At 63.1% G+C, this 14,357-nt stretch carries 13 protein-coding genes, 1 tRNA gene and 1 riboswitch; of the genes, 6 read left to right on the forward strand and 8 right to left on the reverse strand.

The genetic code is table 11. The features are described from left to right. Nucleotides 1-33: 33 nt before the first annotated feature. The 5 genes from A0U94_RS02430 to A0U94_RS16225 all read left to right on the forward strand — a co-directional run bounded on the left by A0U94_RS02430 (nt 34) and on the right by A0U94_RS16225 (nt 5,917). Nucleotides 34-1,419: a replication-associated recombination protein A gene (locus A0U94_RS02430; RefSeq protein WP_167369342.1), complete on the forward strand. Its 1,386-nt coding sequence runs from the start codon at nt 34-36 to the stop codon at nt 1,417-1,419. Then, the gene (locus A0U94_RS02435; protein ID WP_062030088.1) at nt 1,416-2,426 is read left to right on the forward strand and encodes an RluA family pseudouridine synthase; all 1,011 of its coding nucleotides are present in this window, start codon (nt 1,416-1,418) and stop codon (nt 2,424-2,426) included. Before A0U94_RS02430 ends, A0U94_RS02435 begins: the two co-directional genes overlap by 4 nt. Beyond that, nucleotides 2,423-4,939, forward strand: a complete 2,517-nt coding sequence (locus tag A0U94_RS02440) for an AsmA family protein (RefSeq protein ID WP_077802338.1) — start codon at nt 2,423-2,425, stop codon at nt 4,937-4,939. Before A0U94_RS02435 ends, A0U94_RS02440 begins: the two co-directional genes overlap by 4 nt. Then, the gene (locus A0U94_RS02445; RefSeq protein WP_077802339.1) at nt 4,936-5,631 is read left to right on the forward strand and encodes an ATP12 family protein; all 696 of its coding nucleotides are present in this window, start codon (nt 4,936-4,938) and stop codon (nt 5,629-5,631) included. Before A0U94_RS02440 ends, A0U94_RS02445 begins: the two co-directional genes overlap by 4 nt. 154 nt (nt 5,632-5,785) lie before the next feature. Next, complete coding sequence (locus A0U94_RS16225; RefSeq protein WP_255308563.1) at nt 5,786-5,917, forward strand: hypothetical protein; 132 nt, start codon at nt 5,786-5,788, stop codon at nt 5,915-5,917. Between the two features lie 77 nt (nt 5,918-5,994). Here A0U94_RS16225 and A0U94_RS02450 read toward each other — a convergent pair whose 3' ends face one another. The 3 genes from A0U94_RS02450 to metZ all read right to left on the reverse strand — a co-directional run bounded on the left by A0U94_RS02450 (nt 5,995) and on the right by metZ (nt 8,954). After that, nucleotides 5,995-7,161, reverse strand: a complete 1,167-nt coding sequence (locus A0U94_RS02450; protein ID WP_077803799.1) for a bifunctional 2-C-methyl-D-erythritol 4-phosphate cytidylyltransferase/2-C-methyl-D-erythritol 2,4-cyclodiphosphate synthase — start codon at nt 7,159-7,161, stop codon at nt 5,995-5,997. A gap of 84 nt (nt 7,162-7,245) precedes the next feature. Further along, nucleotides 7,246-7,719: a Co2+/Mg2+ efflux protein ApaG gene (gene apaG / locus A0U94_RS02455; RefSeq protein ID WP_062030082.1), complete on the reverse strand. Its 474-nt coding sequence runs from the start codon at nt 7,717-7,719 to the stop codon at nt 7,246-7,248. Nucleotides 7,720-7,760: 41 nt separating this feature from the next. Beyond that, complete coding sequence (gene metZ, locus A0U94_RS02460; protein ID WP_174694423.1) at nt 7,761-8,954, reverse strand: O-succinylhomoserine sulfhydrylase; 1,194 nt, start codon at nt 8,952-8,954, stop codon at nt 7,761-7,763. A gap of 72 nt (nt 8,955-9,026) precedes the next feature. Continuing rightward, nucleotides 9,027-9,106: riboswitch (SAM riboswitch) on the reverse strand. A gap of 118 nt (nt 9,107-9,224) precedes the next feature. Between metZ and A0U94_RS02465 the strand changes: the two genes are divergently transcribed. Then, nucleotides 9,225-9,298, forward strand: a tRNA-Gly gene (locus A0U94_RS02465). A 22-nt stretch (nt 9,299-9,320) separates the two neighbouring features. Here A0U94_RS02465 and A0U94_RS02470 read toward each other — a convergent pair. The 5 genes from A0U94_RS02470 to A0U94_RS02490 all read right to left on the reverse strand — a co-directional run bounded on the left by A0U94_RS02470 (nt 9,321) and on the right by A0U94_RS02490 (nt 14,271). After that, a complete protein-coding gene (locus A0U94_RS02470) occupies nt 9,321-9,860 on the reverse strand; it encodes a hypothetical protein (RefSeq protein WP_197460420.1) in 540 nt (179 codons plus the stop codon). Nucleotides 9,861-9,912: 52 nt separating this feature from the next. Continuing rightward, nucleotides 9,913-10,662 (reverse strand): 2OG-Fe dioxygenase family protein, encoded by a 750-nt coding sequence (locus A0U94_RS02475; RefSeq protein WP_062030075.1) that lies wholly within the window; start codon nt 10,660-10,662, stop codon nt 9,913-9,915. An 80-nt stretch (nt 10,663-10,742) separates the two neighbouring features. Continuing rightward, a complete protein-coding gene (locus A0U94_RS02480; protein WP_077802340.1) occupies nt 10,743-11,972 on the reverse strand; it encodes an NAD(P)/FAD-dependent oxidoreductase in 1,230 nt (409 codons plus the stop codon). Nucleotides 11,973-12,104: 132 nt separating this feature from the next. Then, a complete protein-coding gene (gene argJ / locus A0U94_RS02485) occupies nt 12,105-13,340 on the reverse strand; it encodes a bifunctional glutamate N-acetyltransferase/amino-acid acetyltransferase ArgJ (protein WP_077802341.1) in 1,236 nt (411 codons plus the stop codon). A 4-nt stretch (nt 13,341-13,344) separates the two neighbouring features. Continuing rightward, complete coding sequence (locus tag A0U94_RS02490; protein WP_062029170.1) at nt 13,345-14,271, reverse strand: peptidylprolyl isomerase; 927 nt, start codon at nt 14,269-14,271, stop codon at nt 13,345-13,347. Nucleotides 14,272-14,357: the final 86 nt, after the last annotated feature.

Below are 14,357 nucleotides of genomic sequence, written 5' to 3' on the forward strand. Positions count from 1 at the left end.
ACATTCGCGGAGCGGGGGACGCCAGTGACGGACATGACAGATCTTTTCGGCGGCGCTCCCGGGGGGAAGCGTCCGTCCAGCCATGCTCCGGAGCCTGCGCGGCGAGAGCGTTCGGTCGAAGCGCCGCAGGTGCAGCGCCGCCCGCCCTCGCGCACGCAGCCTCTGGCGGACCGTTTGCGACCCCGGCGGTTGGAAGACGTGCGGGGGCAGGATCATCTGCTCGGGCCTGAAGGGACACTGACGCGGATGCTGGCGCGCGGGACGCTGTCCAGTCTGATCCTGTGGGGCGGTCCGGGATGTGGCAAGACGACGATTGCGCGGCTGCTCGCAGGACGGGCCGGGCTGTTTTATTCCCAGATTTCGGCAGTCTTTTCGGGCGTGGCGGATCTGCGTCGGGCGTTCGAGGAAGCGGATCAGAAACAGGCGGCGACCGGCAAGGGTACGCTGCTGTTCGTGGACGAGATCCATCGCTTCAACCGCGCGCAGCAGGACGGGTTTCTGCCTTATGTGGAGCGCGGAACGGTGGTTCTGGTGGGAGCGACCACCGAGAATCCGTCCTTTGCGCTGAATGCGGCGCTGCTGTCCCGGTGTCAGGTTCTGGTGCTGAACCGGCTGGATGATGCGAGCCTTGAGAGCCTGCTGGAACATGCGGAAGAGGAAGTCGGCCGTCCTCTCCCGCTCGATCCGGAAGCACGGGCCAGTTTGCGGGCCATGGCGGACGGGGATGGGCGGTATCTGCTGAACATGGTCGAGCAGCTTGTGGCGCTTGATCCCTCGAAAGTGCTGACGCCGCGCGATCTGGCGGCGATCCTCTCCCGCCGGGCGATCCTGTATGACCGGGACCGCGAAGAGCATTACAACCTTATTTCCGCCCTGCACAAATCGCTGCGGGGCAGCGATCCGGATGCGGCTTTGTACTGGTTCGCGCGGATGCTGGAGGGCGGGGAGGACCCGCGCTACATCGCCCGGCGTCTGACGCGGTTTGCGGCCGAGGATGTGGGGCAGGCCGATCCCTCCGCGCTGCCGATGGCCGTGGCGGGATGGCAGACCTATGAGCGGCTGGGCTCTCCGGAAGGGGAACTGGCGCTGGCGCAGGTCGTGGTGCATCTGGCGACTGCGCCGAAATCCAATGCGGTTTATGCGGCCTATAAGGCGGCCCGGGCTCTGGCGCGGGATACCGGCAGCCTGATGCCTCCGTCGCATATTCTGAATGCGCCGACGTCCCTGATGAAGGATATCGGGTACGGCAAGGGCTATGAATACGACCACGACAGCGAAGACGCATTTTCGGGTCAGAACTACTTTCCGGAAGGGATGCCCAGAGCGTCCCTTTATCATCCCACGGACCGCGGACATGAGGGGCGTATCAGAAAACTTCTGGACATGCGGGCCGCCAAGAGGGCATCCCGCGAACCATGACAGTTACCAACCGCATCGTGACCGAGGATGAGGCCGATATTCGCCTCGACCGCTGGTTCAGACGTCACTACCCCAATCTGACGCAGGGCGCGCTCCAGAAGCTGTGCCGCAAGGGACAGATCCGCGTGGAGGGAGGCCGTGTGCAGACCAATACACGTCTGATCCCCGGACAGAGCGTTCGCATCCCGCCGCTGCCGGATGTGGACAAGCCCGCTCCGCTGCCCCCACCGGACCCGATGCTGGAGCGCGAGATCCGCAAGATGGTGATTTACGAGGACGAGCATCTGCTGGTTCTCGACAAGCCGTCCGGTCTTGCGACGCAGGGCGGTCCGGGCATTACGAAGCACGTGGACATGATGCTGGACGGCCTGCGGCCCGAGGGCGGGGATCGTCCGCGTCTGGTGCACCGCATCGACCGTGATACGTCCGGCATCCTGCTGATTGCGCGCACGCCAGGTGTGGCGGCGAAGCTTGCGGCGGCGTTCCGCGGTCGCGATGTGGAGAAGACGTACTGGGCTGTGGTTGTCGGGCGGCCTTCGCCGGAATCCGGCATCATCGACCAGCCTCTGGCCAAGATCGGTGCGGGTGGCGCGGCTCTGGTGATCGCGGCCTCACGCGATGAGGAAGACGCGGCGTCGGCCAAGACGGACTATGCGACGCTGGACGCGGCCGGAAAGAAGCTGAGCTGGCTGAAGCTGTCTCCGCTGACCGGGCGGACGCATCAGCTTCGTGTGCATACCGAATCCATCGGCACACCGATCCTTGGCGATCCGCGCTATGGCGGGAAGGCCGCGCATCCGGAAGGGTTCATCGACCGGCTGCATCTGCATGCGCGCCAGCTTGATATTCCCCATCCTGCCGGTGGGCGCCTGATCGTGACGGCCCCTCTGCCGCCGCATATGCGCGAGACGTTCCGGACGCTGGGCTTCGTGCCGGGTGAAACGCCCGCGCCCAAGCGCGTTCGGGGCAGCGGGAGCAGCAGCAAGGGCCGGGGGCCTGCGAAATGAAGAAGCTCACCGGCGGTCTGATTGCCGTCATCGTTGCTTTTGTCGGTGTGAGCGTGGCCACCCATGTCCTGATTGATCAGGATGCGCTCCGCGAGCGTGTGGCCGTGGCGCTTAGGCACCAGACCGGGCTTTCGATGCAGGTCCGTCATTCGTCGGTGCAGCTTCTGCCCTGGCCAGCCTTCGAGGCCTCCGATGTCGTTCTGACGCGCGATGGACAGACGCCGGTTCTCAAGGCCCATACGATCCATGCGGGGATTGCCATTTTCGCCCTGCTGCACCGTGAGGTGCGGTTTCAGGACGTTGTGATCGAGAAGGCGACGGTCAATCTGGTGCGCGGTTCGGATGGACAGGCCAACTGGTCCCTGACGCCGGATCGTGAGGACGAGGATGCCTCCCTGCCGGTGAAGACACGGAGCGGCCAGCGGATTCATGCGCATTGGGACCTGTCGCTGGATGGGCTGCATGTCACGCAGACCGCTGTTCTCTGGAATGACCGTCTGACCCGCACCAGCGGATCGTTCGGTCTGGATGTGCTGGATCTGGCGGGGCTGCGCAGTCCCAGTCCGTGGATCAGCCTTCAGGGAAATCATGCCGGGACGTCCTTTACGCTGCAGGGGCATATCGGCAATTTGTCGCAAATTCAGGGAACTCAACCCTGGGCGTTCAGCATCGGCACGACGCTGGGTGAGGGCGACAGGCGGGACTGGCTCAATCTGGACGGGCGGATCGGCAATCCCTCCCGGATGGAAAACGTGCTGCTGACGGCTCAGGGCGAGTGGCCCAACCTTCAGGATGCGCATCGTCTGTTCCCGCATGCCAATCTGCCGGATGTTCCGTCTCTGGGCGGAGATGTCGCGCTTAAGGGCAGCCCCGGTTCGCTGGCCGGTCTGGACGGGAGCGCGCTGCTGCACCGGCTTGTGGAGACGATGACGCCCACGCGCGTTCATCTGCATGCCGGTTCTGTCGGGCTGAGACAGGGTGCGGTCCAGAATCTCCATCTTGATGCTGCGGCTCCGGATGCGGCGCTGACGGTCACGGCGGATACGCAGTGGCGCGATACGGCGTGGCATGTGGAAGCCGGTGCCGGAACGATGCAGCAGGCGCTTACGGCCTGGCGGAATGGCCTGCAGACTGCGGTGACGCTGACGGCGGAACTGCGCAGTCAGACCACGCTCCTCTCCGGTGCGCCATCCCTCAATGCGCAGGACAAGGCCCGTGTCGCCGTTTCGGGAACGGTTGGTGCGGAGAGTGGGCATCTGGTGGCGGAAGGGAGCGGCAAAACACTCCATTTGCCGGGTGCGCTTCTGCATGATGTGAGCCTGCATGGCACGCTGGAGACACATGACCGCGAAAGCCTTTCGCTTGATGGCCTGACATTCGGCAGTCAGGAACTGTCTGTGGATGGGGCTCTGAAGGTGGTTCTGGGGCAGGGCGTGCCGCCGGTTGTGAGCGGAAACATTCATGCCGCGAACATGGATCTGGACGTGCTCAAGGGGCTCTGGCTTGAGCCGGCCCCCAAAGCTGCTGCTGCGCCGGTTGCGGCCGCTCCGAATGCGACGGAAAGCCCGTCGCAGGACGTGAAGAGCGTTCCGGCCCAGGCGGAGGAACATCCGTCCGCCGGGATCCAGAGCGCTCCGGATCCCACGCCAGTCTGGGTCAGGCGTCTGCGGGCGCAGGATCTGAACCTGCGTCTGGCGGCTGATCACGTCGTGTTTGCGGGGCGGGAGTATACCGGTCTGGCGACGCGCCTGACGCTTTCGGGCGGCCATCTGCGTCTGGACCCGATTTCCGGGCAGGCGCAGGGGCTGACGCTTTCAGGGATGGCGGAGCTGGATGCCGGTGCGCTTCCGGTTACGGGGAACGTGACGTTCCAGCCGCTTATTCTGCCGGCCGGTCTGCTGGAGACGCGGCTTGGAATGCCCCTTCTGCTTCAGGGGCCTGTGCAGGTTGTGGGGTATCTCTCGGCTCGGGGCAACAGCACTGACGAAATGCGGCAGTCGCTGGAGGGACATCTGGGCCTCTCGATGGTGGACGGCCAGGTGCAGAGCGCGCTGCTCGGGCAGATGGCAGGGTCTGCGGCCAGTGTGGTCATTGGGAAAGGGGACCGGTCGCTGCGTTGTCTGGGGCTGCATATGAGCATCGCAAACGATATGGCGCATATCGACACGCTGGGGCTCCAGTCCGGGCGCTTTTCCGTCTCCGGGAGTGGGACGGTCGGTCTTGGGACGCAGGTTCTGGATCTGCGCCTTCTGCCGGTGGTGGATTTTGAAGGCGCGGGGGCGTCCACACCCGTGGTTCTGACGGGCACGCTGGATGCGCCGCATGTCGCGCAGGACCGGGATGCGGGCGGCAATTTCCATGTAACGATCGGCGGGGATGGCAATGCTGCCGATCCATGCACGGCCGCCCTCGCTGCGTCGCGCGAGGGACAGCCGGGCCCGGCCCCCGAGGCGATCAAGGTCCATCATTCGAAAGCCGGGGACATCCTGCGGGCTCTGGGAGTTCTGCATTGAGCGGGCACAAGCGTTTCTGGAAAGTGGTTTCGGTAGTATCCGAGAACGGCCTGTTCGAACCGCGTCTGGATGGACGGCCGATCCGTCTGCCGCAGGGACGGGTTCTGGCCGTCCGGTCGTCTGCTCTGGCCGAGGCTATTGCCGGGGAGTGGGGAGGGATTGCGGAAAATGCGTCCTTCACGCCTGATGCGCTGCCCCTGACCCGGATCGCCGGGACGATGATCGAGAGGATCGTGCCGGATCCGCGGGCAGCACGGGACATGCTCCTCGGACTCGCGGTGGATGACGGACTCTGTTATTGCGAAGACGGGATCGGGCCGGTTGCGAAGCAGGTTTTTGCCTGGCTTTCGGGTTACGGGATCCACCCGAGTGTAACCGATGGTCTCATGCCGGTCGTACAGCAGGAGGGATATCTGGACGCTTTGGCCCAGTTGCTGGCAGGGCGGGACGATCTGGAGCTTGCGGTTCTGGGCGTTCTGGCACAGGCGACGGGCAGCCTGCTTCTGGCGCTTGGGGTCGTGGGAGGGGCTGTCAGCCTCGTGGATACGGTTCTCTGGGCCAATCACGACGAAAAGTCCCAGCTTGCGACATGGGGGCAAGATGAGGAACTCGTCCGCACGATGGAAAATCGCGAGAAGGATATTCTCGATGCGGGACTGTTCCTGACACTGGGGCGCAAGGTTTCGATCTGAGAGGAAAATGCCCTGAATGGGGCATGATCTTGCCATATTCGGGGATCATTGAAGGCCCTGTCATGTGACAGAACGAGATGATTGGTGACTCGCCCCCGCCGGGGCCCGGGCGCTATTTCCGGTTCTGTCGAATACTGTCAGAGTCGAGGAAATTATGTCTGTATCCGTTCGTAAGCCCCTGCTGCGTCACATGGGTACCCGTATCGTGAAAACCTGCTCCATAGGAGCTTGGCTTTTTCTGGCTGCGACACCGCTGATCGTAGTGGTGTGCGCCATTCACGGCTGATTTTCCGGTTATTAAGGCAATAAAAAAGCCCGGTTTCCGTGAGGAAAGCCGGGCTTTTTCGTAACCGGAACTGCCGGTCAGGCTTCTCCGTTATCCGGGACCATGATGCTGACGGTCGCGGTGGCGGCAATCCCCTCTTCACGGCCCGTAAAGCCCAGGCGCTCGGAGGTCGTGGCTTTGACCGAGATGCGGCTGATGCTAACTTTCAGCAGATCGGCAAGACGCTGACGCATGGTTTCGGCATGGGGGCCGATCTTGGGGCGTTCGCAGATCAGCGTGACGTCGGCGTTCACGAGAAATCCGCCGCGCTCGCGGATGCGTTCGCCAGCGTGGATCAGGAAGCGTGCCGAGTCCATGTCCTTCCATTCATTGTCGGAAGGCGGGAAATGGCGGCCGATATCGCCTTCAGCCAGTGCACCGTAAATGGCATCGCACAGCGTGTGGATGCCGACATCGGCGTCGGAATGCCCGGCGAGGCCCTTCGTATGGGGCACCTCGATACCACACAGGATCAGCTTGCGGCCTTCCTCGAAGGCATGGACGTCATAGCCCAGTCCGACGCGGGGCAGCAGGTTCCGGTCAATCACACCTTCAAGACGCATCAGGTCCTCCGCAACAGTCAGTTTGATATTGTCTTCCGACCCCTGAACGATCGCCACCGGATGGCCTGCCTGTTCGAGCAGGGCGGCGTCGTCGGTGCGGGCATCGCGCAGGGTACGGTGAAGTTCGAGCAGGGTGCCGAAGCGGAAGCCCTGCGGGGTCTGGGCACGCCACAGTCCGTCCCGCGGGACGGTGTCGACGATGATGCCGTCGGTGGCCTTCTTGATCGTGTCGATGACGGCGACGGCCGGGATCACGCCCTCATGGGTTTTCAGCGCGTTGATGACGTTTTGTACGACGTCTGCCGGGACGCAGGGGCGGGCGCCGTCATGAACCAGCACCAGATCGGGCGGCTCGGGGAGGGCAGCAAGGGCTTCGAGGCCGTTGCGCACGCTGTCATGGCGTTCCGTACCGCCGCTGACGGGCGGCAAAACGTCCAGCCCTTTCAGGCTGTCGGCCAGCAGGGGATCGTCCCCAACCGGCAGCAGCACGTCCACATGCGGCAGGAGGGCTTCGGCGGCTCTGCGGATGACGGGTTTGCCCCGCAGCATCCGGAACTGCTTGGAAGAAGTGTCCCCGTTCGGCGAGGACGCATCGAAGCGCCGGCCACGACCGGCAGCGAGAAGAAGGGCAGCGATACGCATGGGGGAGGAATGGGCCGGGACGGCAGGGACGTCAAGGTCGCGCTGCTGTCCGCGCCGTTCTGCGCAGGTTCCCGGCACGGCCTGTCAGTGGATCAGCGTGCTGTCGTGGGGGCTGTCGAGGCTGAACACGGGGATGCTGACGTCGAAGCGATGGCCCGAACGCGGCTCCAGCATATGATAGGTGCCGTGCATGAATCCCGAGGGCGTGGTCAGCATTGCGCCGGATGTGTAGTCGAACTGTTCCTGCGGGGCGATCACCGGCTGTTCGCCGACGACGCCATCGCCATGGACATGCTCCTTGCGGCCCAGTCCATCCACGATTTCCCAACTCCGGGACAGGAGCTGGAAGGTGTCTTTCCGCTCGTTCTCGATGCTGATGTGATAGGCCCAGGCGTACTGGTGGTCTTCAGGATGGGACTGGTCGTCCAGCCAGAAGGTCCGGACCGTGACTGTCACGTCGTCCGTTGTTTTGCTGAAGCATGGTGCAGTTTCCATGGCTTCGGCGAGTGCCGTTTCGGGGTCGGCATGGAGAAGGGGGTGGGATGACTTGTCAGGCATAATGCCATTGTAAAGCCATCCCGCCCTTTTGTCAGGAAAACTTATGCAAGGGCCGCAACTGCTGCGGCACCGCGCTTCAGATCGTCGATCAGGTCTGCAGGATCTTCGAGGCCGACGGAGAGGCGAATGGCTCCGTCTGTGATGCCCAGACGCGCGCGTTCATCTTCGCTGACGCGCATATGGGTCGTCGTGGCGGGATGCGTTGCAAGGCTGCGGGCGTCGCCGAGATTGTTGGAAATCGCGATGACCTTGAAGGCATTCATGAAGGCGAATGCGCCTTCACGGCCCTTGTCCACCACGAACGCCACCATGGAGCCGCCATTGCTCATCTGTGCTTTGGCAAGTTCATACTGCGGATGGTCGGCGCGGCCCGGATAGCGGACCTGAACGACGCCCGGTAGTTCGGCCAGCGCATCGGCGACGGCAGCGGCATTGCGGGCCATGGCGTCCGTCCGGAGCTGGAGCGTTTCCAGACCCTTGAGCAGAACCCAGGCGTTGAACGGCGAGAGGGCATTGCCGGTATTGCGGGTGTAGGGCTGAAGCGTCTCGTTGATCCATGCGCTGGACCCGAGCACTGCGCCGCCAAGAACACGGCCCTGACCGTCGATATGTTTCGTACAGGAATAGACGATCACATCGGCGCCCAGCTTGAGCGGGGATTGTCCAAGCGGTGTTGCGAACACGTTATCCACGATCAGCAGGCCGCCAGCCTTGTGCGTCAGTTCGGCCACGCGCGCGATGTCGAGGACGTCGAGCATCGGGTTGGACGGGCTTTCGATCAGAACCGCAGCCGTCGGCTTGGAAAGAGCGCGCTCCCAGGCGTCGTAATCCGTGCCGTCCACCAGTTCGGTCTCGATGCCGTAGCGGGGCAGGAGGTTGGTGACGATCCAGTAGCAGGAGCCGAAAATGGCGCGGGAGGCCACGACGCGGTCTCCGGCTTTTACATGCGACAGGATAGCCGAGGAGACGGCGCCCATGCCGGTTGCGGTGGCAACGCAGGCTTCAGCACCCTCGAGGAGTGCGAGGCGCTCCTGAAGTGTATCGACGGTTGGGTTGCCGAAGCGGGAATACTGGAAATGCTGGACGTCGCCCGTGAAGGTTGCGGCGGCCTGTTCAGCACTGTCATAGACGAAGCCGGAGGTCAGGAAGAGGGCTTCCGAGGTCTCGCCGAATTCTGTGCGGTTCGGGGCTTCGTGCAGGAGGCGCGTGGCGGTGCGCCAGTTTTCTGTAGACATGATGTGTCCCTCCATAAAACGCCCTGCTGAACAGGACGCATGTGGCGGGCCGTGGAAGTCCTGGGAATCGTTCGATAACGACGCAGGGCCTCTTTAGCGCAATTCTTTAACCTCGCCGCAAGCCGGCCGCTCAAATCACGAGGGTCAGTTACGTCGGAGCGTTTCTGACAGCCGGACTATGGGCTGTATTTCGGTTTTGCGTCAACACCCTGAAGTTCGGGTAGGGTGGATTGCGGAAGAAAGGCAGAGCAGCTATGCTCGACGCCGAGTGCGGGCGTAGTTCAATGGTAGAACGGCAGCTTCCCAAGCTGCATACGGGGGTTCGATTCCCCTCGCCCGCTCCAGACCTTCCAGAAAAAACAGCAGTTATTTGGGCATCGGCGGGGCGCTGAGCGTGTCCTGATATTCCTTGCCGTTCCAGATCCAGCGGTCGTTCGGGCTGACCAGAAGGTCGTGCATGCCTTTATGGCGTGTGGGCAGGACGGAAATATCGCCGTTCACCGAGTCCAGAACCGTGTTCCAGGTATCGTTGTGCTTCAGATAGACCGAGGTGGTACAGCCTGCGGAGCCGCAGAGGCGGGCAGATTGGAGCTGTACGAACAGGGCTTCGTCATTCTTGCCGGACGAGAGCGATGCGGAACCGACGAGCACAACCGGCTGATCGTGATGCTTGGCCGCGTCCTGCAGGTCGTCTTCGTTCAGTTTGCGGGCATCTTCATCCAACTTCGTTCCCGGATGCGCCGTGAGAATGACGGGGGCTGCACCGGCATTGGCAGGCTGCGCGGCGTGACGCGTATGGTGATGGTTTTTGCCGGTGGCGGCATCCGCACAGGACAACGCTGCGGGGAGCATGACGGACAGGGCCAGAACTGCCACTCGGCGGGAAAGAATCTGCTGGATCGACATAAGACCTATCATAACACGAAATTGAAGACGGGCATCTGTGAAGGTTCTGATGTCATTCATGACGCAGCGTGACCACGAGCACGTCCCGATAAGCCGGCTGAGATGGATCGACAGGCTGCACCGCTGTAACGCCGTGATAGACGCGGTGATCGTCCACGATGGCGGCATCGAGCGGATTGATGAGGGTAAAGGACCCCAGCGGTTCCTTTCGCATGTCGTGGATGGTGGTGACGCCCTGTTCCACGTTGTGACGGGCAACCATGAGGACCAGAACCCAGTCCACACCGTCGCGGTGCAGGCCCTCAGGTGTGGGGCGTCCTTCATTGCCGGGACGGGCCTCAATGCGGAACTGATGCACCTCGACATGCCAGGACGGGGGCTTTTCCGTCGGTGGCGTCAGGGCATCCGCGATCGTGCTGATGGTGCGGATTGCGGCTGTCATGGCGGGATGGGATGCTGTCGAATCCGCCACGGCCGGAAACCAGCGCTCAACGCCGCCATTGAGCAGGTTGTAGTCCCGGCTCTGGTAATGGGGCTGATGTTTTTTGCGTGTGATGGTCTCGCCCGAGACGGCAAAGGTCGCATAGCGGCGACGGCGGTAACGGCCGCCATCCGCCATGTAACGGTCAAGGCCCAGATGGTTCCAGCTCTCGGCGAAGCCCTGCCAGTCGGTCAGGCCTTCATGTTCGAGCAGCGGGCGTGTGGTCTGGGCCTGAAGGAAGGCGAACCCTTTTTCCAGCAGGGTGTCTTCGATGCCGGTCAGAACCCTGTCAAAGGGCGGGGAGAGATCGGTGGGGCTCATGAATCCTCGGAACAGGGGACGCAGGGTCTGGGGACACTACGTTCCACATTCCCCCTTTGACAGGGTTCTGAAAAGGGTTTTCAGCCCCCCAGATCAGGTTTGACCGGAGAAAGATGCTCGCGGAGCGTGCTGCAGGCCGTCGGTGTGACGCCCAGAATGCCCGCGAGATGCTGACGGTACAGGCCTTCGTGGATCAGGCGCGCGGCCAGACCCGAGAGCAGACCGCCCCCGAAACTGCGCTTGGCGTCCAGCATACCCCAGCCGTTATAGTCCCCGAGGGCCACGACAGCGCCACGATCGTTATAAGCGAACGGGGCAGGGGTCTTGCCGGCGATGATGTCCGGCAGGGCGCGTCCGATATACTGACCCTGCTGGCGTGCGGCCTGTGCCGTGGGTGCAATCGGCGCGGCGTCGATGCGGGAGCAGTCACCGATCGCGAAGACGGACGGGTCCTGCGTGGTCTGAAGCGTCGTGGTGACGCCAAGCTGGCCTGAGCGACCGCGTTCCAGACCTTCGAGAAGGTTCGTGGCATCCGAAGCGCGCACGCCAGCTGCCCAGACGCGGAGGCTGGCGGGGATATGTTCGCCGGATTTGAGGCTGAAACCCGTTTCGTCCGCACCGACGACCATGGCTTCGGTTCGCACGGAAATCCCGAGCTTTTCGAGCTGGCGTGCGGCGGCCGAGGAGACGGCTTCAGGGAAGGCCGGAAGGATGCGTGGTCCGGTTTCGATCAGCACGGCGTTCAGCAGGGATTTGCGAACGGCAGGACCCAGACCGCGGGCGTCGTCAATGGACTTGCACAGCTCGGCAATGAGCTGGACGCCCGTTGCACCGCCGCCGACGATGCCGACGGAGAGCTTTTCGCCAGCCGTCCGGGCCTTCTGGACCGCTTCGCGGAAGGTTGCGAACAGGGCATCGGCATCGTTCAGGCTGTCAATGAACATGCAGTGATCGACAATGCCGGGAATGCCGAAATCATTCGCGCGCGAGCCGAGGGCCACCACCAGATAGTCGTAGGGCAGCGTGGCGCCGGTATCGAGCGAGACTGTCTTGCTGTCGCGGTTGACCGTCGTGGGGCTGCCCTGGACGAAGGTGAAGCCGAATTTGGCTGCTGTTTCAGTAAAGGGGATGCAGTTGCCCTGATGCTGCATGGTACCTGCAGCGAATTCGTGAAGGGCCGGTTTCCAGTAATGGACGGGGCTGCGATCAACGAGTGTCAGGGAAATATTCTGGTGACGGCCCAGAGCCGCAGCGGCTTCAAGCCCACCGACGCCACCGCCAAGAACAAGCACGCGAGCTGCAGCAGACATGGACATTTTCCTTATATCAGGTGCGAAACGGCACCCGGTTTTGCGAGCGCCTGAAGTGTATCAACAACAGATTTTGCTATCGACAGAGGCGGGGACGCACAAGCCCCGCTCTCGCTGACGTGTTGGATGCGTTTAGCTGCGGTAGGAGCCATTGATGTCGATGTAGCCATGCGTCAGATCGCAGGTCCAGACACGGGCCTCGCCGTCACCGAGGCCGAGATCGACGACGATTTCGATTTCCTGACCCTTCATGTGGGCAACCACCGGGGCTTCGTCATAATTCTCGACGACGCCACCTTCTCTGGCGATCCACGTGCCACCGATGGCGACGGAAAGCCGGTCGCGATCTGCTGGTTCGCCGCTTTTTCCAACGGCCATGACCACACGGCCCCAGTTGGCGTCCTCGCCCGCGATGGCGGTTTTTACGAGGGGGGAATTGGCGATGCAGAGCGCGATACGGTGGGCGGAAAGGTTGCTTTCAGCGCCCGTGACGCCGATGCGGACGAGCTTTGTTGCCCCTTCGCCGTCGCGGACCACCATGAGCGCGAGCTCCAGCAGGAGGTCGTTCAGCGCAAGGGTAAACTCGGCGAGAGCGGGGTCGTTGATGTCGTCGATCTCGGGATTGTCAGCCAGTCCGGTGGCGAACAGCATCAGCATGTCCGATGTGGACGTGTCCGAATCGACGGTGATGGCGTTGAAACTCTGGGAACAGCCCGAGGCCAGCAGGGACTGAAGGATGTTCTGCGGCAGTTTCGCGTCGGTTGCGACATAGGCCAGCATCGTGGCCATGTCGGGAGCGACCATCCCCGAACCCTTGGCGATGCCCTGAATGCGGACGGGCGTTCCGGCAATCGTCACGTCACGGCGTGCGGCCTTGGGGAAGGTGTCCGTCGTCATGATGGCGCGGGCGGCATCGGCCCAGCCGTTTTCGTCCAGCCCGGCCTTGGCGGCGGGGAGGGCCCCGATGATGCGGTCCTGGGGGAGTTTTTCGCCGATCACGCCCGTGGACGCGAGAAAGACGTCCTGCGGGGGGCAGTCCAGAAGCCGTGCGGTGGCGTCAGCGCAATCTGCGCAGGCCTGAATTCCGGCGCGACCGGTAAAGACGTTCGCGTTGCCTGCATTGACGAGCAGGGCGCGGGCATAGGGGGTTGTCAGCGCGGTCCGGCACCAGAGCACCGGGGCGCCGGGGCAGGCGTTTTTGGTGTAGACGCCTGCCGCGACCGTGCCGGGGACGAATTCCGCCAGCATCAGGTCCGTACGACCCTGATAGCGGATGCCCGCGGCGACGGCGGAAAGCCGCACGCCCGCAATCGTTGCAAGGTCCGGCAGCGGACGAGCGAGCGGAGAGACGGGGAGCGGCTTTGCCATGGTCTTACTTCTTTGCAGGTGCGGCAGCCGGCGCTGCGTCCGGAATGACCTTGCCCTGTGCGTCGTAGTGAACGACCTTCACTTGGGATTCGGCGTTCTGTACGATGTCACGCACCTTGTCGCGGATCAGTTCCTGACGGACCTGGTCGTGGACCTGATCGAATGTCGGAATCGGGGCCGTGCGGGTCGCGAGAACCTGGATCACGTGCCAGCCGTACTGGGTGTGAACAGGGGTCTGGGAGATCGTGTTCGGCTTCATGGCGAAGGCGGCAGCAGAGAAAGCAGGCAGCATGTCGGCCTTCTTGAACCAGCCGAGATCGCCACCATTTGCGCCAGCCGAACCCTTGTCCTTGGAAAGCTGTGCGGCGAGCTTGCCGAAATCAGCACCCTTGTTGAGCTGGGCGATGATGTCCTTGGCCTGCGCTTCGCTGTCCACGAGGATGTGGCGGGCGTGGATCTCTTCTTCCGGCTTCTTGTTCGCATAATGCGTCTGGTAGAAGTCGTGCAGTGTGGAATCGGTGACCAGCGGGCCGACCTTTTCTTCGAGATAGGCGTTCTGCAGGGCGTTCGCGGCAGCGGCGTCCATGGCAGCCTTCACGTCCGGCTTGCGGCTCAGGCCTTCCTTGTCGGCGGCGATCTGAACGGCCTTCTGGTCAACGAGCTGGTTGACGATCAGCGGGATCAGAACGGACGGCTGGATCTGCCGGGCCTGGGGCGGGAGGTTGCCGGCAGCGCGCTGCACGTCACCGAGTGTGATCTTCGAGCCGTTGACGGTCGCGATCAGCATGTCCGGGTTGGCTGCAGGAGCAGGAGCTGCCGCAGGAGCCGTTGCGACCGGAGCGGGAGCAGGGGCGGCGAAAGCCGTCGATGCAGCAACCGATGTGCCGGCCAGGAGGGCTGCGAGAGCGAAAGTGGAGCGGGAAAGCCGCATGTGGGACTACCTCGGATATGACCTGAGAATAAGGATGGCCTGCACCATGACAAAGGCTGGTCCGCCCTGCAAGGGTGCGGTCCGTT

Source organism: Gluconobacter albidus, from assembly GCF_002005485.1.
Classification (GTDB): Bacteria; Pseudomonadota; Alphaproteobacteria; order Acetobacterales; family Acetobacteraceae; genus Gluconobacter; species Gluconobacter albidus.